The organism is Scytonema sp. PCC 10023 (assembly GCF_963920835.1).
Lineage (GTDB): Bacteria > Cyanobacteriota > Cyanobacteriia > Cyanobacteriales > Nostocaceae > Kalymmatonema.
On the sequence record NZ_CAWUDP010000005.1, the window covers coordinates 102623 to 126233 of the forward strand.

General features: G+C 44.2%; 17 protein-coding genes and 2 pseudogenes. 11 read left to right on the top strand and 8 right to left on the bottom strand.

Features of this window, described 5'->3' with window-relative positions:
- Positions 1–560: 560 nt before the first annotated feature.
- The gene (locus tag ACM0OZ_RS04980) at positions 561–3005 is read left to right on the top strand and encodes a PhoX family protein (RefSeq protein ID WP_414581711.1); all 2445 of its coding nucleotides are present in this window, start codon (positions 561–563) and stop codon (positions 3003–3005) included.
- Positions 3006–3129: 124 nt separating this feature from the next.
- Here the strand turns inward: ACM0OZ_RS04980 and ACM0OZ_RS04985 are convergent, their stop codons facing one another.
- Positions 3130–4491, bottom strand: coding sequence for a cytochrome P450 (locus ACM0OZ_RS04985; protein ID WP_414581712.1), 1362 nt, complete (start codon positions 4489–4491; stop codon positions 3130–3132).
- Positions 4492–4742: 251 nt separating this feature from the next.
- Here ACM0OZ_RS04985 and ACM0OZ_RS04990 point away from each other — a divergent pair, with 251 nt between their 5' ends.
- From ACM0OZ_RS04990 to ACM0OZ_RS05015, 6 genes are all read left to right on the top strand, one after another.
- Positions 4743–6032, top strand: a complete 1290-nt coding sequence (locus ACM0OZ_RS04990) for a Glu/Leu/Phe/Val family dehydrogenase (protein ID WP_414581713.1) — start codon at positions 4743–4745, stop codon at positions 6030–6032.
- Positions 6033–6397: 365 nt separating this feature from the next.
- Entirely contained in the window at positions 6398–6733 is a 336-nt protein-coding gene (locus ACM0OZ_RS04995; RefSeq protein ID WP_414581714.1) for a hypothetical protein, read from the top strand.
- 176 nt (positions 6734–6909) lie between these two features.
- Positions 6910–7299, top strand: a complete 390-nt coding sequence (locus tag ACM0OZ_RS05000; RefSeq protein WP_414581715.1) for a hypothetical protein — start codon at positions 6910–6912, stop codon at positions 7297–7299.
- A 266-nt stretch (positions 7300–7565) separates the two neighbouring features.
- Complete coding sequence (locus ACM0OZ_RS05005; protein WP_414581716.1) at positions 7566–9986, top strand: filamentous hemagglutinin N-terminal domain-containing protein; 2421 nt, start codon at positions 7566–7568, stop codon at positions 9984–9986.
- A gap of 758 nt (positions 9987–10744) precedes the next feature.
- Complete coding sequence (locus ACM0OZ_RS05010) at positions 10745–12844, top strand: RecQ family ATP-dependent DNA helicase (protein ID WP_414581717.1); 2100 nt, start codon at positions 10745–10747, stop codon at positions 12842–12844.
- A 6-nt stretch (positions 12845–12850) separates the two neighbouring features.
- Positions 12851–14155 carry a DNA-processing protein DprA gene (locus ACM0OZ_RS05015; protein WP_414581718.1) on the top strand — a complete coding sequence of 435 codons (1305 nt, stop codon included), beginning with the start codon at positions 12851–12853 and terminating at the stop codon, positions 14153–14155.
- 188 nt (positions 14156–14343) lie between these two features.
- On the opposite strand, the gene ACM0OZ_RS05020 is transcribed toward ACM0OZ_RS05015, so the two are convergent.
- A complete protein-coding gene (locus tag ACM0OZ_RS05020; protein ID WP_414581719.1) occupies positions 14344–15219 on the bottom strand; it encodes a caspase family protein in 876 nt (291 codons plus the stop codon).
- Positions 15167–15499 (bottom strand): hypothetical protein, encoded by a 333-nt coding sequence (locus ACM0OZ_RS05025; protein WP_414581720.1) that lies wholly within the window; start codon positions 15497–15499, stop codon positions 15167–15169. The genes ACM0OZ_RS05020 and ACM0OZ_RS05025 overlap by 53 nt, the downstream gene beginning before the upstream one ends.
- A 57-nt stretch (positions 15500–15556) precedes the next feature.
- Between ACM0OZ_RS05025 and ACM0OZ_RS05030 the strand changes: the two are divergent.
- A pseudogene (locus ACM0OZ_RS05030) lies at positions 15557–16463 on the top strand (IS630 family transposase).
- Here ACM0OZ_RS05030 and ACM0OZ_RS05035 read toward each other — a convergent pair.
- The 3 genes and pseudogenes from ACM0OZ_RS05035 to ACM0OZ_RS05045 form a co-directional block, all read right to left on the bottom strand.
- Entirely contained in the window at positions 16460–17158 is a 699-nt protein-coding gene (locus ACM0OZ_RS05035; protein WP_414581721.1) for a DUF938 domain-containing protein, read from the bottom strand. The pseudogene ACM0OZ_RS05030 and the gene ACM0OZ_RS05035 sit on opposite strands and share 4 nt — an antisense overlap.
- Positions 17159–17384: 226 nt before the next feature.
- A pseudogene (locus ACM0OZ_RS05040) lies at positions 17385–17985 on the bottom strand (AAA-like domain-containing protein).
- 365 nt (positions 17986–18350) lie between these two features.
- Positions 18351–18536, bottom strand: a complete 186-nt coding sequence (locus ACM0OZ_RS05045) for a hypothetical protein (protein ID WP_414581722.1) — start codon at positions 18534–18536, stop codon at positions 18351–18353.
- Positions 18537–18594: 58 nt separating this feature from the next.
- Between ACM0OZ_RS05045 and ACM0OZ_RS05050 the strand changes: the two genes are divergently transcribed.
- The gene (locus ACM0OZ_RS05050; RefSeq protein WP_414581723.1) at positions 18595–20052 is read left to right on the top strand and encodes an RNA-guided endonuclease TnpB family protein; all 1458 of its coding nucleotides are present in this window, start codon (positions 18595–18597) and stop codon (positions 20050–20052) included.
- A 321-nt stretch (positions 20053–20373) separates the two neighbouring features.
- A complete protein-coding gene (locus ACM0OZ_RS05055) occupies positions 20374–21822 on the top strand; it encodes a YCF48-related protein (RefSeq protein WP_414581724.1) in 1449 nt (482 codons plus the stop codon).
- A 140-nt stretch (positions 21823–21962) separates the two neighbouring features.
- Here ACM0OZ_RS05055 and ACM0OZ_RS05060 read toward each other — a convergent pair whose 3' ends face one another.
- Together ACM0OZ_RS05060 and ACM0OZ_RS05065 are read right to left on the bottom strand one after the other, a co-directional pair.
- On the bottom strand, positions 21963–22178 hold the full coding sequence (locus tag ACM0OZ_RS05060) for a zinc ribbon domain-containing protein (RefSeq protein ID WP_414581725.1): 216 nt from the start codon (positions 22176–22178) through the stop codon (positions 21963–21965).
- Positions 22179–22367, bottom strand: coding sequence for a hypothetical protein (locus tag ACM0OZ_RS05065; RefSeq protein ID WP_414581726.1), 189 nt, complete (start codon positions 22365–22367; stop codon positions 22179–22181).
- A gap of 59 nt (positions 22368–22426) precedes the next feature.
- On the opposite strand from ACM0OZ_RS05065, the gene ACM0OZ_RS05070 reads away from it, so the two are divergent.
- On the top strand, positions 22427–23506 hold the full coding sequence (locus ACM0OZ_RS05070; protein ID WP_414581727.1) for an RNA-guided endonuclease InsQ/TnpB family protein: 1080 nt from the start codon (positions 22427–22429) through the stop codon (positions 23504–23506).
- Positions 23507–23611 lie beyond the last annotated feature (105 nt).

Consider the following 23611-nt stretch of genomic DNA (forward strand, 5'->3'; position numbering starts at 1 on the left):
AAGGGGTTTAAATCCCCACCGTCTACACGGTGTCTACAATTGGTTGGGGTTTGAATCCCCATCCAATTGATTCTGAATTCTGAATTCTGTCTTCTGACTTCTTCTTCAAACTTTCAATGCTGCTGTTTCCTAGAGTATTTATAAGATTTTTTTGTAAACAATGTCCTTTTTATTTCTATATATCTTAAGTTAAATAACGCTTAGGTTAACAAGAGATTAACTATTTTTTAACAAATAGATAAAAAATAGTAAAAAATAGAATATAGGACTTTTGAAGTAGTTGACAAATATATCTATTGGATGATGTGTAAGAAAAAGCTATACGGACATATTTAGAAATCAAATTGATATTTTTTAGTACAAAAGGGTGATAAACTATCTTTGACTCTACTCATGAATAGGATTTTTTAATGCTGATTAATCTCTGAATATTATTTAATTTATTGGCTAACAAGAGTCGAAATATTGTCATGTTTGCTGCTATGCATCTTGGGCAGATGAATAGCAAAAAAGATTTTGAGGGTATTGATTTTAAGTATTTCTAATAAAGAGGAAATTCAATGTCCAAATTTACACGTAGGCAGCTACTGGCTTTCTTCGGAGCGAGTGCTGGTGCAACTGTGCTAGCTCCTGCTTTTGGGGATAAACTTTTTGGCGGTAATAGGACAATTGCTGCTGATGCAGTTGCACCCCTGAAATTTACGCCAGTGCGTTTGCCTCATCCTTTACCGATTTACACACAGCAAAAAAGTTACTTACCAACAGGAATTGACCAGGGAAGCGTATTAGAACCCTCTGCTAATGCAGGGCTAAGTGACTATAACGTGCTTGATGACGTTGTGGTACCGCCAGAATATGAACGGTATGTGATTGTGCGTTGGGGCGATCGCGTCTTCCCCAACCAAGAAGATTACTTTGGCTACAACAGCGACTACACAAGCTTTATTCCCGTCGATGGCAGAAACCCCAACGACGGCTACCTTTGGAACAATCACGAATACATCTCTTACCCATTTTCTACGACTGTACCTGGTTTCACAACTGATAGTGGTCTAGGAGGATTCCCCACATCCTACCCCCTAATTATTGGACGAAATTTACCAGAAGACAGAACGAGTATCGAACTCTTGGGTGAATTTATGTACAACATCGGTGGTTCTGTGGTGAGGATTGCCCGCCCAGACCGCAGTGGACGCTTTGCGGTTGTTCGTGACTCCAAAAACCGACGCATCCACGGGCTTTCCGGTTTAGCAATCAACAGCCAGCGCAGTGATAAATACAAAGATGTCACCTCTTGGGGTTCTAGAAACTACCAGAAAGGAGACGAAAATTATCTCATTGGTACTGGACCAGCTGCTACCCAAGTCTTCAATCTTAGTTCTGATGGACTGGGTAACAGAATCATCGGCACAGGATTCAACTGTTCTGGTGGTACAACTCCTTGGGGAACCATCTTGACTGCTGAGGAAAACTTCCAAGCAAGTACAAGTTCCTTCGTTGGAGTTCAAGAAAATGTCAACCCCAACGGTACCCAGACAAGCTACATCGAAGGCACCACAGGAGCTGCGTTTGGCTTGGTTGGTGAAAAATACGGCTATATGGTGGAACTTGACCCAGCTGATCCTTCTTTCCGCCCTCGCAAACACACTGCTTTGGGTCGCTACCGCCACGAAAATATCGCTGTGCGTGCGGAATCTGGAAGACCATTAGTGGGCTACTTGGGTGATGACCGACGTGGAGGTCATACTTGGAAGTTTGTTAGTTCTGGTACAGTGACTTCTCCCACTGATAAAAACAACAGCCGTTTATTTGAAGACGGTACTTTGTATGTCGCTCGTTACAATGCTGACGGTACGGGTGAATGGATTCCCCTAAACTTAAATACTCCCACCAATCCGATTCCACCATCAACTCTTGCCTCTGTGGAAGTTGCAGCATTGGGCAGGGCTTCTAATGGAGGTAATACCCGTCTACCAAGACGCAGTGGTATTGCAGGACAAACTTCAAATGGCGGGTCAATTACTGTCACAATAACCCAGGTTACTAATCAAACAACTGGGGCTGTGACTTCTTACGGTGAGGCTGAAGCTCTGCCTGCTTACCAAGGTAAGAAGCTATCAGATTTCTACACTAGTCAGGGTGCAGTGCTGGTTGATGCTTTTTTAGCTGCCAATCTAGCCGGAGGAACGCCGACTGCTCGTCCTGAGGATATTGAAATCAACCCCAGAAATCCCAGAGAAGTCTTTATCGCCTACACAGACGGTGCGCCATCAGGAGATGGATATCCTGATTCTCGAATCTTTGTAGTTTCCAAATACAGTGCTGCTGTCAATGCCGCACAACCTTCAGGCGAACTTTTTAAGATTATCGAAGATAGCCAAGATAGCACAGGGACAACCTTCCGTTGGGAGCGATTTGCCAAAGGTGGAGAAGCTGCGGCAGAACCTGGAAATGGCTTTGCTAACGTAGATAACTTGGCATTTGATAGCCAGGGTAATATTTGGGGCGTCACTGATATGTCTACGGAAGCTCACAATGGTTTCACCACAGGTGCTAACCCAGAACCATTACGGATAGACCATAGGGTAGTGGGTGCTAATTCGCCCAGCCAGGATGATTCTAATTTCAATGTTGCGACTTCTAGCCTGATTGGAGTTTTTGGCAATAACTGGCTGTTCTTCATTCCTACTAGTGGTCCTGATGCTGGGGAAGTAGTACCCTTTGCTTATGGACCACCGCGTTGCGAGTTAACCGGACCTACTTTCGTTGGGGATACGCTGATTATTTCTGTACAGCACCCTGGTGAAGAGGTTCCATTCACCCCTCAGCAAACCCTGAGCCGAGAGATTGAAATATTGAACTTGGATGGCACTTTGTTTACTCAACAACGCAGTCTACCGCGTGGCAGTAACTGGCCCAGTAATGTTGAGGGTAATCTTGAGGGACCACCACGTTCAGCAGTGATTGGGATTCGACGCAAAGAGTCTAGTGGTCGGTTTGTCTGATAATACAGCGCTTTTCATTTAGATAAACTACACATGGTAGGGGCACAGCATTGCTGTGCCCCTACTGCATTGACGTGTATTCTTAGTAAGCACATAGCGTGCGTACTAGGAACAATATGTAGTTCTACTTTTGAGAATTCGTAGAAACAGTCGTTCCAGCGGTTCGACTTAACTTCACCCGCAAACCATCGCGGGGATGGGGTGTGGGTATCATAATCATATCCAGGTTTTGTTCAGGCAATAGTTCCCACTCATACTCCCGTATCAACAACGCTGCAAACAGCTTCATCTCTAGCTTGGCAAACTCCTTGCCCAAACATTCTCGTACGCCACCACCAAAGGGTATATGGCTAAAGGGTTTGGCTTTGTCTTCAGATCGTTCTGGGATAAAGCGTTGGGGGTCAAAGCGTTCTGGCTCAGTATATACACTGCTGTCTTTATGTGTCCTACCAACTTGGTAGAGGGCAGACCAACCTTGGGGAATTAAGTAACCATTAAACTCACACGGCTTCAGGACTTCCCGAAAGCCACCACCAACCGGGGGAATAACTCGCAAGACTTCCTTAAGGACTTGCTCCAAATAAGTCATTTGCTTCAAGTGTTCCAGCGTCAACAGTTCTTCAAACCCCAGTTGCTGTTGTTCTGCACGGGCATTTGCTAGAACTTCCGGATGCTGCGCTAACAGCAGACATAAAGAGGCAAGTGCTGATGTCAAAGTCTCATGACCTGCAAAGAGTAACAGTAGCACTTGGTCTTTCAGCTCTTGCACACTTAAGCTATTCCCATCCTCATCACGCGCTTGCAACAGTAGTTCCAAGGCATCTTGACTGGAAGAAGGCTGCTGTTGACGCTTTAGCACTATCTCCTCAATACGCTTCAGAAGCTGCTGACGACAACGCAGCGCTCGACCGAATTTCGTCCAAGGTAACGGTACAGGAATGGTAAATAGACCCTCACACCACTCCTCAAACAACTCTGCAAAATGGCTATCGGCAGCGGCATCCGTTCCTACAAGTAACTTGCAGGCAACATCAAAGGTATATTTTCTCAGTTCTGGATACCACTTCAACGTCTCTAGGCGCTCCCATTTGTGCAAATAGCTGCGGGTGATGTCCGCCATTGAGGAGACATACCCTGCCAGCGCCCTAGGTTGAAAGGCTTGCGATAGCAGTTTGCGTCGCTTTTGGTGTACATCACCTGTCTGTACCGATAGAGACGCTGGTCCTAGCAAAACCTTGGTGCTATAGGGCCAGCTAATAGAAAAATTCTGGTTCTCGTTGGTTAACAAAAAGCGGTTTGCCTCCGCTCCAAGCATATATACTGTGGGACGCCCAAATACATGGGTTTTGAAAATTGATCCATATCGCTTGTATCGCTTGTCAACAAAGTTTGGATCGCGCAAAAAGCCAATTGTTTCGCCAATCAAGGGCAAACCAAAGCTGCCGGGGGGTAAAGGTAGCGATCGCTTAACATGGGTGGTTGTCATTGCTGTTGTGCCTCACTTAACACAAAACCGACTTATTTTTCAGCTTGCCATGATATTCTCAGCTTTGCATTTTTGGAACACTGGACATGCAAAGCAAAAATAAAACTGTAACGAAATTTACAAAATTACTATCTTTTTTTAGAAAAAAGGTTAGGCTAGGCATACACATCTAGTTCGCGAAGATACCGCGAATAGAAAAACTCTATACTTTCATAGTCTTCGCGCAAAGACCGCGAAGAGAAAAAAATCTTATGCTTTCATCGTCTGTTCGATCGCTGGAGGCTCCAACTCCTGCGCATATTTGCCCATATGACCAAGCCTGTAGTTACCTAGAACAAGCGGCAAAAGAATTGAACCTAGACCAAGGTCTTTTGGAGGTTCTCAGTCACCCGCGCAAGGTGGTCACAGTTTCCATTCCTGTAAAGCGGGATGACGGAGAAGTGCAGGTTTTGGCTGGACATCGGGTACAGCACTGCGATATTTTAGGTCCCTATAAAGGTGGTATTCGATACCACCCGGCGGTGACATTGCGCGAAGTTTCAGCCCTAGCAATGCTGATGACCTGGAAATGTGCGCTCTTGGGTATTCCCTACGGTGGTGCTAAGGGAGGTATTGCTTTAGACCCGAAGCGCTACAGCGTTGGTGAACTAGAACGCATCACTCGTCGATACACCAGCGAGTTGATTAAAGATATCGGTCCTTCGATAGATATTCCAGCACCAGATATGGGGACTTCTGCCCGTGAGATGGCTTGGATGATGGACACTTACTCTGTCAATGTCGGTCATGCTGTGCCTGGGGTTGTCACTGGTAAGCCGATTTCTATAGGTGGTTCGCGGGGACGGGAAATGGCAACCGGACGCGGTGCAATGTTGATTGTCCGCGAGGCGCTGGCAGACCAAGGTAAATCACTGGTGGGAACGAGAATAGCCATCCAAGGTTTCGGGAATGTAGGGAGTGCAGCGGCTTTATTGCTACACCAAGCAGGAGCGAAAGTGATAGCTGTCTCTACTGGTTCTGGGGGAGTCTTTTCTGAAGATGGTCTAGATATCCTAGCTTTGAAAGCTTATGCTGCCGAAAACCGCAAGAGTGTTGTTGGGTTCCCGAAAGCAACCCCAATTAGCAACGCAGACTTACTGACTTTGCCTTGCGATGTCTTGATTCCCGCAGCTTTGGAGAACCAGATCACTGAAGACAATGCGAATCAAGTGCAAGCCGGCATAGTTGCAGAGGCGGCTAATGGTCCAGTGACTCTCTTGGCAAACCAGGCGCTAGAGGCAAGGGGTATAACGGTTTTACCAGACATCTTGGCAAATGCTGGTGGTGTCGTTGTCAGTTATCTGGAGTGGGTACAAGGTCTTTCCTACGTATTTTGGGATGAGGAGCGCGTTAATAAAGAATTAGAATACTTAATGGTGCAAGCATATCGGCAAGTTATTCAACAATCTCAGATTCGGCAAATTCCCCTTAGGTTAGCAGCTTATACGCTAGGGGTTGGTCGTGTTGCTCAAGCGCTGAGCGATCGCGGTCTTTATCCTTGACGACCAGAATCTAGAAAAGTGTAAAAGGAAAAGTGTAAAAGGTTGGACGCAAGCCCCTACACTTATGTATGGGGATAAGTCCGACCTCTCACATCAAGTGTCTTTTCTCTTTAATTATTTTGTTTCGTAAAGAATTTTAGATTGCATAAGTATATTGTGTTTTCATAGAGTAAAATCCCAAGTTTAACTACGGCGTGTCTGCAAAATTGAAACTCTGACACCAAGTTAATCCATTGCGTTCCTTTAACGTATGCGTCTTTGCGTCAGACCTAAATTAGCCTAATTACCGAATTTGCAGACAGACCTTAGCTTTAATCTGCTCTAAACGGTAAAACTACCCAAGCGTTTTAGGGAGACTAAATTGTATGGCTCAAGCTCATCTGCAAAGGTGCTGGAAGTTTAGGTTAGTAAGTGCTTTGGTGATTAGTGGGGCGATCGCCTCTAGTGGGGGGTACACCTTGGCACAAACCCCTTGTCTACCTGGACAACTATGTGTCCTCCAAACACTTTCACATCAGCCTCATAGTCCTAATCCACGGGCTTTTCCTTCGACTCAACGACCAAATCAAAGAATCACAATTCCGACTCAACGACCAAATCAAAGAATCACAATTCCGACTCAACGACCAAATCAAAGAATCAGGACAATGCCAATCAGAAACCAGCTTGGACGATTGCAGAAGCGGCAAAGTGTCAGGTAAGCTTCAAGCAAACCAGCTAGACCAGGGTGTGACGGCAACATAATTATTTTTTTAAATCAAAAATATTGGTTTCTATAAATTTACTATGTTATCACTGAGTATTAACGCGACTTTTAATAAACTTTCATTCGTTTCTAAGTAAAAATACTTAAATATTTGGAGGAGACCAAATTAATATGACTCAAGTTCGTTTGCAAGGGTGGTGGAAATTTAGGCTAGTGGGTGCCTTGATGATTGGTGGGGCGATCGCCTCTAGTGGGGGGTACACCTTGGCACAAACCCCTTGTCTACCTGGAGAAGTATGTTTAATTGAACCACCTGCAATTGGGCCTCATCAACCTCAACCATCAGCGTCTATATGGGAAAAAATACGGGAACTGTGGAGGCTTTATCCACAAGCAATACAGCAACTACAGCAGGACGATCCACAGGCAATACAGAAGCTTCAGCAGCTCGAACCAGAAACACTACAGAAGCTGGAACGGCTGGCTCCAAACTCAACACAGCAACTACAGCTGTATGCTCCAAAGGTAATACAGCGGTACCCTAATCTACCTGCTCAGTGAAAATTACTTGTGGTCAATACTGTTGACATCCTGCTGTCTGCTTTTTGTTGGGGTTCGGGGGTTGAGTGCAATACATCAAGAAATAAGAACCACAGATGGACAATAAATAAAAGTTTTTCCTGTGGTGTCTTCCCCCGTCTTGTAGGGAGAATCAGTGTGAACACTAGTTAATTTGTAGTTCATTCAAACGAAAACCGCTATATTCATCCGAAAAGGTGGCTATACTTCACTGGACTGCTGATTTTTGATAAGAGGTAAATTCTGATATGTCTCAAAGCTGGAACGGTTGTGGTTGGCAAGTGGGGATAGCAATTCGTTTAGCAATTGGTGGGGCAATTGCCTTTGCTTTTGGAGATTGTGCCGTTGCCCAAAGCGTCATCATTCCTGATAATACCCTAGGAACTGAAAGTTCTCGTGTTGAACCGAACTCTTTTAGTGGTTCTACTGAAGTGCTGACAGGTGGGGCACAGCGAGGTAGCAATCTGTTTCACAGTTTTCAGGAACTCAACGTCAGTGAAGGACGAGCAGCTTTTTTCAGGAGTCCCAACAGTAATATTCAGAATATCATAACTAGGGTGACGGGTAGTAACATATCTAAGATTTTGGGCACCCTTGGGACTTTCCAGATTATCGACGGTAATCCTGCTGTTTCTAATGCCAATGTATTTTTGATTAATCCCAATGGCATCGTTTTTGGACCAAATGCCGTATTAAGCTTGGGTGGTTCGTTTGTAGCTAGTACAGCTAGCTCAATCAAGTTTGCCGATGGTACCCAGTTCAGTGCAACTGCTCCCCAAACAACTCCTCTGCTGACGGTCAGTGTCCCGCTTGGTCTGCAATTTGGAAAGACAGGGGGAGACATTCTGATGCAGGGGGCAATAGCGGTACCGCCTGGTAAAACTATAGCTTTGGTAGGGGGCAATGTAACCCTAGAAGGCGGATCGAATAGGCGATTCCTACAAGCTAAAGGTGGTCAAATCGCTCTAGGAGGAATACTTGGAGCAGGAACGGTAGGATTGAACCTTGATAGCAACAACCAACCCTTAAGTTTTCCTAATGACGTAGCGCTAGCAGATGTATCTCTGAGGAATTTAGCTCTAGTCAATGTCAATGGTGAGGGCGGCGGTGATATTCAGGTACACGGAAGGCGCGTCACGCTTACTGATGGGTCAAAACTTGTTGCAGACACTTTAGGAAGTCAAAACGGCAGAGGAATTTCTATCCAAGCAGAGCAGTTAACTATTAAAGATGGCTCACTGGTAAGAGCTTCTACTTTTGCTACAGGGTCTGGGGGAAATTTAACGGTGAGAGCGTCTGACTCTGTGCAATTGAGCGGAACTGATGCAATTGGTAGTCCCAGTGCTTTGTTCACAGAGACTTCTGGTCAAGGCGCAGCCGGCAATTTGACGATTACCACAGGCAAGTTAATTGTCGAGAATGGGGCAAACGTATCAACTACTACTCGTAGTGATAACCGAGGTAAAGGCGGAACATTGCAAGTGACCGCCTCAGATTTTGTAAAACTCAGTGGAACTTCCTCTGTAAATAGTGAGTTTCCTAGCGGCTTGTTTACTCAAACTTTAGGTAAAGGAGATGCGGGTTCTTTGACGATTAACACTCGGCAATTGATTGTCCAAGATGGAGCACAGGTAACAGCTGGTACTGGTAGGGGTAGCCAGGGCAAGGGAGGGACTCTGACAGTAAGCGCCTCAGATTCTGTGGAACTAGTCGGAACAGGACCAAATGGTCAGCCACCGAGTGGCTTGTTTGCTCGAACTCGGGGTAGCGGCGATGCGGGATCTTTGACGATGACCACAGGGCAGTTGACTGTGCGCGATGGAGCGCAAGTCACTGTGGAAAGTTTAGGATCAGGGAATGCAGGCAACCTTCAGATACAAGCCCGTTCTATCCGTTTGGATAATCAAGGAAAACTTTCTGCTGGAACCGCATCTGGTCAAGGTGGAAATATTACACTCCGAGATTTGGACTTATTGCTATTAAGCGGCAACAGTCAGATAACCACTAACGCAGACACCTCAAAGGTAGGTGCAGATGTCGCTGGCGGCAATATCAATATTGACTCTAAATTGATTGTCGCTACTCCAGGAGAAAATAGCGACATCACCGCCAATGCTTTCAAAGGTCGAGGAGGTAATGTTAACATCACGACCCAAGGCATCTTTGGCATCGATCGCCGTGAAGGACAAACCCCCCAGAATGACATGACTAATGATATTACTGCCAGTTCTGAATTGGGGATAAACGGTAGAATACAAATAAACACGCCAAATATTGACCCAAGTCGTGGGTTTGTCGCCTTACCAGCGCAGGTTGTGGAGACTTCACAGCAAATTGTTGCTCAAGGCTGCCCCAGTGAAGGTGGAGAAAGACGCAATCAATTTATTATCACCGGACGCGGCGGTTTACCTCCCAGCCCCTACGAACCCCTCAGTCCTGATGTTGTGTGGTCAGATACTCGCACTTCAGCTACCACATCACAGCAGCAACGTTCACAAGTCTCCGCTGCTAAACCACCATCTAAAGCTGAAGTCATGAAAATTGTCCCTGCTACAGGTTGGGTGTTTAACGGCAAGGGGCAAGTTACTCTCATCTCCCATGCATCCAGTGCCACTCCCTACAGTACTCGTGTTCCCTGCCATGCAGCCCAGAAGTCAATTGTTAAGTAATAAAGTCGTTAAATATGTAAATTATTTTACATTTTAAGAAACGAATGCTGCTTGTTTCTGATGCTAAGGGATTTCCAACAAATAAATTATTTAATAAGTAGGTCAACCTAATTAAACGTAAGACCTCTCTCCAAACCTCTCCCCTACAAGGGAAGAGGCTTTGACTCTCCCCTTGTAGGGAAGGGGGCTGGGGGGTTAGGTTTGTTTTATGTTTTTTAAGGTTGACCTACTTAAAAGTGGGGTGGGCATCCCAGTCCCCCCAGTTTATGGGAGGGACTAGAAGCCCATCTCACAAGAAAAAGTTGCATATTTTTTACAGCGCTTATTCTTATAATTAGACCACAAATCTTCGGGTGGGCATTGCCCGCCAGTATCTCAAGTTCCCATTAGATAAGCTTTTATGGGCAATGCCCACCTTAGCTGAAAACCGCTGTAATTTGGAAGGTCTCTAAGAGGATGTTTGAGAAGTCATATGAATAATTAAAAAACCGCACGCCTACGCTCTTGACGCACCAGACAGCAAGGAGGAATAATTCCGACACAAACGGATTTGATATTAGAGCTATTTGGAACCGCAGATGTACAGCAAAGCACGCAGATAAACACAGATTGGTGCTGATTATTTCTAATAGACCTCTCCAAAAAACAATGTAGACACGTGCCATAGCACGCCTCTACAAGGGTTGTAGACAACGGACAATTAATTTCTGGAGATTTCTAATGATAAAACAGAAGAAACAATCAGGCACTGTGTATCTATGGCAACAAAACTTCAACAACAAGCGCTATTACTTCTACGTCAGGCGCTTGATAACCCAACAGCTGATTTTCGCGTTGGACAATGGGAAGCAATTGAAGAGATAATTGTGAGGCGATCGCGTTTACTTGTCGTTCAACGTACTGGTTGGGGCAAAAGTCTAGTTTATTTTTTAGCAACGCGCTTGTTACGAGACGAAGGAGCTGGTTGTACTCTTTTGATTTCACCATTACTTGCTTTGATGCGAAACCAAATTGCAGCGGCGCAACGAATTGGTGTACAAGCCGCTACAATTAATTCCAGCAATACAAATGAATGGGAACTTGTACAAACACAGTTACTAACAGGAAAAGTAGACATCCTGCTCATTTCTCCAGAAAGATTGGCTAACGACGAATTTCAGAGAAAGATTCTTTTACCGATATCTCAAAGAATAGGTTTGTTTGTTGTTGATGAAGCTCACTGTATATCCGACTGGGGGCATGATTTTCGCCCTGATTATCGGCGGATTGTGAGAATTTTGCAAGCGTTGCCTCAAAATATCCCAGCCCTTGCCACAACTGCTACAGCAAATAATCGAGTGGTTGAAGATATTATGACTCAGTTGGGAGACACATTGCGTGTGTCAAGAGGTGCTTTAACCAGAAAAAGTTTGCATTTGCAAAATATTTCTATACCGAGTCCAGCAGCAAGAATGGCATGGTTAGCAGAACATCTTCCTAAATTACCAGGAAGTGGTATTATTTACGCATTAACTGTTAGAGATGCTGACAGAGTTGCTGAGTGGTTAAGAACTCAAGGTATTAATGCTAAAGCTTACCATAGTGAGTTAGACAGTGATGCTCGTGAGGTATTAGAAGACCAACTTCTCAAAAACCAAATCAAAGCATTAGTGGCAACGACAGCTTTAGGAATGGGTTTTGATAAACCAGATTTAGGATTTGTTATTCATTATCAACGCCCTGGTTCTGTTGTACACTATTATCAACAAGTAGGACGAGCAGGTAGAGCCGTAGACCAAGCATACGGAATTCTTCTAAGCGGTGATGAAGACGATGAAATTAGCAACTACTTTATCAGAACTGCTTTTCCGCCACAAGTCCATACACAGCAGGTTTTAAATGTTCTCAATCAAGCAGAAGATGGTCTTTCTGTCGCACAATTGGAACAAAAACTTAATCTTTCTAGAGGGCAAATTGATAAAGTTTTGAAACTGCTGTCCTTAGAATCACCTGCTCCTGTCATTAAGCAAGATTCAAAATGGTATGCTACAGCAGCCAATTATCAACCCGACACAGAAAAGATTGAAAAAATCATACAAATCCGGCGTCAAGAACAAGCTAGAATGTTGGAATATATGCATAGCCAACAATGCTTGATGTCTTTTTTGGCAGCAGAGTTAGATGATCCAAATCCGAATGCTTGTGGCAAATGCGCCGTGTGTTTAGGCAAACCTTTATTACCTGAAACCTGCTCAATACAGCTTGTCAATCAAGCAATTCAGTATTTACGTCGTAGTGATCAAATCATTGAACCACGCAAAAGATGGGCTGCACAAGCGTTGCCAAATTATGGCTTTTCTGGCAACATTCAGAATAATTTAAAAGCAGAGGAGGGAAGAGCATTATCTCTTTGGGGTGATGCAGGTTGGGGAGAATTAGTTAAGCAGGGGAAATATCAAGATAATCATTTTGATGATGCACTCGTGCAAGGGACTTTTGAAATGATTCAACGTTGGCAACCGCAGCCCTTTCCCTCGTGGGTAACTTGTGTCCCCTCGTTAAATCGTCCAGAACTTGTGCCGAATTTTGCTCAACGCCTAGCTGATAAATTAGGCATACCCTTTATGCCAATTGTGCGAAAAATTCGCGCTACTGAGTTACAAAAAAAGATGAGCAACAGTTACCAACAAGCTAATAATTTGGATAGTGCCTTTGTGGTTGATTCTTGGAAACGAATGAACGGTTCTGTTTTCTTAGTTGATGATATCGTTGATTCTCGTTGGACTTTGACTATAGTTGCAGCAGTTTTGCGTCGTACTGGTTGTGGATTGGTTTACCCTGTGGCATTAGCACTTAATACATTCAGTCAAGGTGATTAGAAAATCATGTTAAATCATGTGCTACCGCCAGATACTCAAGCAATTTTGCTGTTGTGTGCCAGCTTTGGACAAAATCGTCAACTTGAACCTCAACCCCTAACCCTGAGTGAGTATAATTTTCTAGCTGAGTGGTTGCGGGAAAATCAGATGCGCCCTGCAGATTTACTTGAGACTACAGCAAAGCAACAGTTACAAGAAATAACTGATAGTAAAGTGAACCCCAACAGGTTGGTAGCTTTACTAGAACGGGGTGCAATGCTGAGTTTAGCAGTTGAGAAGTGGACAAGTCAGGGGCTGTGGGTGTTGGGACGAAGTGACACGAACTATCCCAAGCGTCTCAAGCAAAGACTGAGACATTTAGCACCAGCAATTATCTACGGAGTTGGCAATATGGAACTACTCTCTACAGGAGGATTAGCAATTGTCGGTTCTCGGGATGTTGATGAAGAGGGGCTTGGCTATACTCAAAGAGTGGCGCAAACTTGTGCAGCACAAGAAATACAGGTGATATCTGGTGGTGCGCGGGGAGTAGATCAAGCAGCAATGTTGGGGGTATTGGATGCTGGGGGAACAGCTCTTGGTGTGCTGGCGGATAGTTTGAGTAAGGCGGCGGTTAATAGCAAGTATCGTTCCAACATCAGAGAGGGCAGACTTCTGTTGATTTCTAGTTACGATCCTGATGCAGGTTTCAATACTGGTAATGCAATGGGGCGAAACAAATATATCTATGCTTTAGCTGATTATGCCCTTGTCGTCAGTTCGTCGGTGGGTAAGGGTGGTACTTGGGCGGGTGCTGCGGAAGTTCTCCAAAGGTTCAAGGATATCCCGGTTTTTGTACGCATGCATCCAAATATATTGGAAGGTAATCAACAACTGTACAACATGGGAGCAAAACCATTTCCAGTGGAACCTTGGAATGATTCGTTGAGAGAACTTTTGGCAACAGCTGGATCTTGTATCGAATCTGTACAGACTGCTGAAATCAAAACGACACATCAAGAAATTGCAGAGACGATTACGGATCAACCTTCACAAAGTGAAATCGTAAATCCTCACCCACAAGAAGTTTTATATCGTCCAAAAGACATTTATGAAGCTGTTTTACCTTTCATCCTCAATCATTTACAACAACCAATGGATGCAAAATCCCTTGCCGAATCTTTGAATGTAAGACAATCACAGTTGGAGGATTGGTTAAAGAGAGCTGTTGACGAGGGTAAGGTAAGAAAAACTCACAAGCCAGTTGCTTATGTCGTCAATAAATCAGCAACTCAACTTTCTTTGTTATCTGACATCTTGCACCATTCTTAATAACATAAGGGTGGGCACTGGACAGAAACGATTTTCATCGTTTGAAAGCCTTGTTAGTAGTGCCTACCCTACATCCGAGTTATAGAACAGATTGCACATTCGTGAACTACCTACACCGACAGCCGCGGTACGGTGTAGGCTTCTGACTTCGTAGACCGTTGCCCCTTACTCAGACCGTGCAGGTGGTCTTACACAGCCTCCATCAGCAAGAAAGGATTATTTTTTTCATTTAATTTTGGTGCAGGTTTTAATTTCGGTTCAGCACCAGGAACTAGAAGTATATATTCGCCTGTATCATGTCTCGATAAAGTCCATATTCCCGGTGTTTGACTTTCATTAGAAGCAGTTTCTACATGGTCGCGCAAGTAGAGATAAAGTTCTGTTGCTGTAATCACTCCATCTCCTGCGGATTTGCCATTTTTAGCAGCAGGAATCACATCTCCTTCACCCCGCAAAGCCTTGAATAAAGCAAGAGCAAAAGGTGAATGATTTATGCCTCCTCGGTTATCGCAAAGACGTATAGTATCTAATGCTTCTTGATTATGTGCCGCAGAAGTAATTGCTTGCCATGCACTCGATTTCATAAAGCGGTCGTAATGTTCTTTACGGATGACTGTCGGAATCACTGTTGCTAATCTAGCAGTTGACCACCGGAAAGTTCCAGCAAAGCAACAATCCAGAATGACCAGCAAGTGGCGACACGAAAGTGCGCTCAAACAGTCGTGTAATTTCTGCATGGGGAGCAGATTTTCATTTTTTTCTAAATCTGCATCCAGTGGTAAGAGACTGCCCGCAGGTCCCTTATCGCTATCGCGTGCTATTCCATGTCCCGCAAAGTAGAAGAGTAAACGGTCGTCTTTTGTCGGCTGAATTTCTTTGGGTAGTCTTTCCTCAAGCAGGGTTAATAAGTTCTTTAGGGTTGGTTTACACTCAGTTTCATCGGTGATTAAAATCACTTCATCATATTGATGTTCTTCTGCTAATATCTGGGCTAGCACCTCAGCATCACGTCTAGCCGTCTGTAGTTTGGGAATCTTGTTCTGATACTCGTTTATACCAATCACGACTGCCAAACTGCGCTTGAAACTTGTTATTTTCTGTGCATTTACTAATTTCCAAGGCGAGAATGAAAGCAGCAATACTTGGGGTAGTCGTACTGAGCGGCAACCAGGGGCAAACTAAACGGTATAGTTTAACTAAGCGACAAACAAAAGTTCCGAATTTCGTTGAGGAGTCGGAACGAATGAACAACCCCAAAGCATCTACCCCCTCGCTTAGTCTTACCCTAAGAGGGGTTTTATTGTAGGTGGCGATGCGCGGAGCGCGTCCTATAGCAATAGCCATAGTTGTTAGGACATAGAATAGAAGGAGATGTTCACCTGATCCAATTGCTGTTTCCAGATGCGTAAGCCTTACAGTTATGACCTGCGCCAAAAAGTAATTCAAGCGATCGCTCTTTGATGGAATGAAAAAAAGTGAAGCTGCGATTGCGCTCCGCGCAGTGCCCTTTGGGCAATCGCATTTGATATCAGTCGCAACACCATCGACCTATGGCGCTCAGCGAAAGGCAGAAACTGGAGACTATTGTGCCAAGCCCAACAAACCTCCTGGCAATGGACATAAAATCACAGACTGGGACAAATTTCGTGAATTTGCCCAAAAGCATGGTGAGCAGACTCAAGTTGAAATGGCAGCAAGATGGGACACCTCAATTAGCGCTCGCACCATCTCACGCGCATTACAAAAAATTGGTTTCACACGAAAAAAAAGACTTACGGCTACCGTGAACGCGACGAAGCCAAAAGGCAAGAATTCAAAAAACAGTTGACTCACATAGCACATCAAATGCTGGTCTATGTTGATGAAGCAGGTATGGATAATCGAGACGATTACGCCTATGGTTGGAATCACAAAGGTGAGCGTTTTCATGCCCTCAAATCTGGACGGCGACAAGGACGGGTCAATATGATTGCGGCATTGTCTAACCACAAGTTGCTCGCCCCGTTTACCGTCGAGGGAGCTTGCAATCGGCTCGTATTTGAGACAAGGGAGAGAGAATTGTTTAGTACCAGTTCTGACACCAGGACAAGTAGTGATTCTAGACAATGCCACCTTTCATAAAGGCGGACGGATTCAGGAATTGATTGAGCAGGCAGGCTGTCAACTGTTATATTTACCGCCCTACTCTCCTGACCTGAACAAAATTGAACAGTGTTGGTCTTGGCTCAAGAGCCGTATCCGAAAACAACTTGAGCAGTTTGAGTGTCTACGAGATGCAATTGAGCATGTCTTACGTCTTGTGTCCTAATCGCTGTGGCTATTGCTATAAATCTGGTGAATGCCTACCTCTGGAGCGAAGCCGTAAATAAGCGTGAAATTATTAGATGGCATATCAATTCTTTCTTTCAAATCCAGCCCGTGCTTTTGTGCAGCGAAAGTGATATCTGCGATATCCTTGAGTCCCCACTCTGGTACTTTGTAGGAGAGAAGGGTTCTGTCAAATTCTTCATTTGACGGTGTAATGTACCTGCCATCTACTTTAAACGGACCGTAGATGAATAACAAGCCACTGTTTTTAAGCAGGTTTGCCGTACACTCCATCATCCCATCCGCAATGGCAATTGGTGCAACCTGGAATAGATTGATACAGAAAATGGCATCAAATTCTTTTCCATTTAAAACTGACCAAGTTTGCGGCTCTTTCAAATCCAGCTGTATTGGCGGTTGGACGTTTTTAGTTTCAGTCTCTTGGGTCAATTGCCTAATGTTTTCAAACACAAAAGAATTCATGTCCGAGGGCTGAAAACTTAAGTGCTGAAAATGGGGTGCGAAGTAATTGATGTGCATACCGCTACCAGAAGCGAACTCTAGAACATGACCTTCGTTTTTGGGTAGCCTTTGCTTGAACATTTCCAGGAGCGGATCACGATTACGCTTGCCTGCCCAAGCGACGTAGGGACTCAGTGGATACGGATCGAGTGGAGGTCTGTTTAATGGTAACATTTGATGCTTTTGTATTTGTTTTTTTTTGAACCGATTGAGTAGTCTTTCCTACTTCAATTGAGATGAATCGATGGAGCGCCTCAACCGTTTGGCAAGTGAAATAGAAAATACTACCTTTTCCTAAAACACTTTGAGCCCAAATTCTGCTTGTCACGAACATGAGTCAAGTTCCGACTCCTCAACGAAATTCGGAACTTTTGTTTGTCGCTTAGTTAAACTATACCGTTTAGTTTGCCCCTGGTCGCAGCTCAGTACGACTACCCCTACTACGCAACATCCCAAAGAAATCATTGCGGAAGCTGGTGTCAAAAACTCTATCGACTTCATCCATTGCCAATACCAATGGATGTCCCAATCCTTTTAAAATATGGCGTTGTAAGTAGCGATCGCCCAAAAAGCGGCTCTCTGCGGAAGCATCGCCAACTGCTTGACTCATCCCAATCACACAATCTATGTTTTGGTGAATCGCCAAAGCTTGTTCCTCACTATAGCAGGCGTTCAGCAAGACACACTCTACTTTGTCTTTAAATAATTTAAATAACCTTGCTAAGGATTGAGTACTGACAAGTTGCAATTCAAAGAGAGTTATTCTCCAGCGCCAAACCATCACTCCCTGTTCCATGTCCGGAAAAATGCACAATTTGCGGTTCGTAATCTAACAAAGCGCGTCGCAAATCGTCTACTTGTACTGCCCATTTTGTAATGATTTCAAATTGCTCCCGCCTTTTTGCACGTTCCAACCCCGCCTGAACTTCTCTGACTTCCTCATCCAGACGTAACTTAGAGGTATTTTGTGGGTTAGCTGATAAAATCAGAATTTTCTTCACTTCGGCTATCAACTACTGTAGAATTTGCTGTCATTTATCGGGCGATTGCGCGGAGCGCAGTGCCGCAGGCGATCGTATTGACGTAAAGCTCGCCGGGGGAAGCTTCCCCCGGCAGACTTTACAAAAACCTGATTATGTGAGTCAGACTTATTTGCTAATTAGGTGCAAGCACGCATCAACTTATGCACGAGTGAGATAGAAATGGGAAATTTTTGCGCTCCAAAGACTATTGTAGAACCGCACGGTAGCACTACACCTGAGTAACACGGGAAGCAGGTAGCCCCGAAATACGAGTCTCAAGAAATTAAATGAATTGAGACTTCTTTTGTTATTTATATCGGGGCGGAATGCTGACACGAGCAGATTCATCTGCCGTGGCATTCTCTTAGTTTTTGCTCTACATATTCACTACAACTTAACTGTTTTTTGGCAGCTTCTTCTTTGATTAAGTCCCATATCTCTATTGTCAGCCATAGATTTTTTTGTTTTTTCAGTGAGCTATGTAAAACTGGCTGATTTTTTACCCTTTTTAGCCCTTTTCCTGTTGACATTTTTTAGAACCGCGATTTATACTAAATGACACTTTAGCATAAAAGGAGGTGATTTTAAATGGCTCGGAAAAAGACTCCATCTTTCATTACAGAAATTCCATTGATAGTAGACAGCGCTCCAGAAAAAGAGTTGTTATCTAGATTTGAAGCATCTAGACAACTATATAATGCTTGTTTGAATGAAGCGATGGTCAGGATGGAGTTGGTACGCAATTCCGAGGCATTTAAGGGGGCTAAAAAAATTTCCAAATCAAAGAAAAAAGAACGAACTGATGCTTTTAGTGCAGCACGTCAAGCCTACAGATATTCTGATTACGACCTTCAAGCTTATGCAACAATTGTCGCCAATTCATCAAAATGGATTGCTGATAAGATTGACTCTAATACTCAACAGACAATTGCTAAAAGAGCATTTCTTGCATCGGAACGAGTTATATTTGGATGTGCAAAAAAAGTTCGTTTCAAAGTGTCGAGTCGTTTCCGTTCTGTTGAGGGTAAAACCAATAAACAAGGAATACGATGGAAAAATGACCAATTAGTTTGGGGGAGTCTCAAACTGTGTCCAATCATTGATGAAACCAACCCCGTTATCATGCATGGGTTGCAATCTCCAGTGAAGTATGTTCGTATATTGTGGAGGGAGTTAAATGGTAAGCGTCGTTGGTATGTACAGCTTATCAATGAAGGATTGCCTTACCAAAAAGAAAAGAACTACGTTAGCAATGGTTTAATTGGTCTGGATTTAAATATATCCAATATCGCCTTTGTTGGAGATAATAAAGCGGGACTATTACCTTTTGCAGAAAAAGTTCCCACTTTTGAGCATGAGATTACTGCACTGCAAAGAAAGATGCAGCGTTCCCAACGGGTTAATAATCCAGACAATTACGAGCCAGATTTTGAAATAAAGAAAGGGCATCGTACTGTTAAGAAAAAAGGTAAGGTCAAAAAGGGGAAGCGGGGTTGGAAGCGTTCTAGAAATTATAAAAAAGCTGCCCAAAAGAAACGGGAACTAGAACGCAAAAAGACAGCATATGCCAAAAGCCAAAACCGCAAAATCATTAATGAAATTTTGCGGCATGGTAAAGATATAAAAACTGAAAATGTTAGTGTGAAAGGTTGGCAGAAACGTTATGGTAAGGCTATTTCTGCCAAATCTCCAGGATTTGTATTATCAGAACTCGTTCACAAAGCTGAAAAAGCTGGTGGAAGTGTTCATAAGTTTTCTACTTCATATACGGCACTTTCTCAAACTCATTTAGATGGTAGTCGTGTTAAAAAATCTCTGTCTGAACGAGTTCATCATGATGCAACTGGTGTTGTTATGCATCGCGATTTAATGAGTGCGTACTTGAGTAGATTCGTTAATCAAGACGATAGACTGTCAGTGCAAGATGCCCGTAACGGGTATCGTGGGGCGGAGCCGCTCCTAACAGAGGCATGGCAGGAGTCTTTAAACCGCGAACGAGTAGGCTCGTCCTTTCTTTGGGTTGATTGCCCTAGAGCGGTTCTCTGACAAGCTGAAAAACGTTGACCAGATAGCCAACTCGCGCAGGAGTTCGGGCAACAAGTCAACGCCAACTTTCAGCCAGAATCCGCGCTTTTATAAAGCGCGGTGTGGCTCAACGTATTGACCCCACACCCTACCCCCAACAAGACTGTTCATCATTTCTATCCCAAAAGTGCATAAGTTGATGCGCGCTACATCTATCAAGAACACAACTATGAAGCTCATTCATGCTTAACTTGCGTTGTGCAAATCCAGTAAGGATTGATGCATATAATCTAAGTTATGTCAAGGTCATAGTTCTACATTCTAGAAAAAAGAGCAAACAAGATGACCATAGATCTAAAAAACTACCGATGGGTTAAAACTAATTCTCCGATTGCCTCCTCGCGAACCGATGATATCTGGTTTTTTAACCCGCAAGAAGGCTGGCTGGTCAACAGCAACGGGCAGGTGAGCGTTACCCGAGACGGAGGGTCGAGCTGGACCACCAAGTATCAACTACCTCCCAACTTGCCGGGAAGACCATATTTGCGTTGTATTCAGTTCGCCTCGCCCCAAGTAGGCTGGTTTGGGGCCGTGACCAACGCCAGTAAGGAAAATCCCGGCGATTATCTGAAGTATCTGCTCCACCAAACAACAGACGGCGGTGACACATGGACACCTGTTGACAACCTTCCAGAGGGTTCTCCTGGAGGCATTTGCGGTCTGTCCGTGGTTAACGAAATGGTGGTGTATGGTTCTGGTGCTAACGATCCCAACCAACCTGGTCCCTCCATTATCAAGACAACGGACGGAGGCAAGAGCTGGAATGTGATCGATATGAGTCGCTATGCCTCTAACTTGGTCGATATCCACTTTTTTGACGAGAATCGGGGTTGGGTCGTAGGTGGAAGGAAGCAGGACAGTTGCCCACCTGACCGGAAAGGCTACGAACGTGATCCCCAATATGCTCAATTAAAGCCAGTCGTTCTCTACACGCAGGATGGCGGCAAGACGTGGGGGAACACCGTAGCCAATATAACATCCGACTTCGATTGTGGCGGCTGGGGTTGGAAGATCTACTGGCTCAATGAAGAGGTTGGATTCGTTTCCATAGAAAACTTTCTAAACGGTGCCATCTTGAGAACCACCGATGGTGGTCAAACCTGGGAGATGTTTCCCATCAATGACTGCCGGACTGGTGCCGAGGGCAACCATGTTGCCAACGCCAATTTGGAAGGAATCGGATTTATCAGCAAAGACTGCGGCTGGGTCGGGGGCTGGGGTGATGCTCAATTCATTGGAACGTATAACAGCTGGACTTGGAACGGCGGACAAAACTGGGTCGCTCAGGACAGTGTTAACGGCGACCCACTCAGTGATGTCCGGGTCAACTTGAATCGCTTCCGCTTCTTCTTCGAGCCACTGGTGGGCTACAGTTCGGGCAAAATGGTCTACAAGTACACTGACCAACCGTTGCCTGCTCCTCCCAAGGAACTCCTAGCATCCGTCGCGGTCCTTGGACTGAACTCGGTTCCCGCCGCCGAACCTCTTAAGGTCGAGATTCGTCTCAACGTACCCCAGGGAACTAAAAAGCTCTACATTGGCTTTTGGAATTATCTGGCTTGGTACAAGGGCACGCTTGTTGACGAGGACAACCCCCAGCCTGGTACGCGGACATTCATCTGGGATGGGAAAGATGATGGCGGTAACTCGCTAGCAGGTGGCACTTACATTTGTAGAGCGATGTGCGACGACATTTACGAAAGTATCAACATTAATTTAGCCGTTGCATAAAGCCTACCCAAAGCTACCCATAATTGGACTTTTCTATATCAGATAACTTGTACCAATTAGATTGTTTTGGGCAATGCTAATACTTTCTGCAACATTGCTGGAGAAGTTGGCAACAAGACCAGTCCACAGACTAACACTGTCTAATTGACAGCTTTTGACAGATTAATTGCTGCGTTTAAATCGCGGTCAATCATGAGTCCACAGTGACCACATTCAAACACTCGCTCATAAGCGTGCGAGTGTTTCTTTTTTTGCTCCACAGTTACAGCAAGTCTTACTAGATGGAAACCATCAGTCAACAACAACCAGCTTGGAGTTTGTTTTAAGCCGCCAATAACATGAACAAGCTTAGTCATCTATTGACAATCGTCTTCTATATCTTCAATCAAACTATCAACAAATTCTCTTAACCGTTCTTTCCAGTCAGGGACGGTTTTTAGTTTTTCTTTGACACCTTTTCGCACGTTGAAGCATACAGGCGACCTGTCAAAAGGTTCTTCGTTTAAAGGAACTGCGCCTAATTTATGTTTTTTTTGAAAAGTCATTGTAAATTGCTAAAAATATTGATATATTAATACTTATAGCACAGTTTTGAGGTCGAACAATGCTTTTATCCATCAAGACTAAGTTAAAACTGACGCCAGAACAGAAAACCATAATGAGTAAACACGCAGGCATAGCGCGGTTTACTTATAACTGGGGTTTGGCGACTTGGAAAAGCTTACATCAAGATGGATACAAGCCTAATAAATATCTACTCAAAAAGTTCTTCAACAACGAAGTTAAAACAGAGTTGGAATGGGTTAAGGAGAAAGGTATTTGCCAAAAGATTACTCAATACGCTTTTGACCAACTGGGTGCAGCTTTTGACCGATTTTTTAAAGGACTAGGTGGATATCCAAAGTTCAAAAAGAAAGGTCAAAATGATTCTTTTACGATAGACGCTAGCGGAAAATCAATATCTGTAGGCGGTCTACGGGTTAAGTTGCCAACTATTGGTTGGGTCAAAACTTATGAAGGACTGCCTCACACAACGACCACTAAACTAACAATATCTCGGATAGCCGATGACTGGTATATCGCGTTTGCATATGAAGTAGAATGCGAGCCGACACAGAAGTCTGTAGAGGTTGTTGGCGCAGATTTGGGGATAAAAGAACTAGCTACACTAAGTACTGGTGTCGTATTTCCCAACCCCAAGGCATACAAAAAAAGCATCCAAAAATTAAAGCGATTGTCTAAATCTTTAGCACGAAAAACCAAAGGTAGCAGCAATCGCCACAAGTCAAAAATTAATCTGGCAAAGCATCATAACCGAGTCTCGAACATTCGTAAAGACTCGCTCCACAAAGTCACCAATTACTTATGCAAAAACCACGCTGTGATAGTAATTGAAGACTTGAATGTTTCGGGCATGATGCAAAACCATAAGCTTGCTCAATCCATAGCTGATTGCGGATTTTATGAATTCAAAAGACAACTTGAATACAAGTGCAAGAAGTTTGGAAGCAAGCTAATTTTGGCGGATAGATGGTATCCATCTTCTAAAACCTGTAGTAATTGTGGTTGTAAAAAAGAATCCCTGTTGTTAAGTGAACGTGTTTACTCATGTGAACATTGTGGACACGTAATGGATAGGGATTTGAACGCCGCAATCAATTTATCGCGTCTGGCTAAGGCGTGAATGCTTACCGAGGGATAACCGCTCCCATGCTCCCCGTGACGTAAGAAGTAAATGTCTAGATTTGTCTAGGTTTTATATAGCAGTTTAGCCTCAAACTGCATAAGT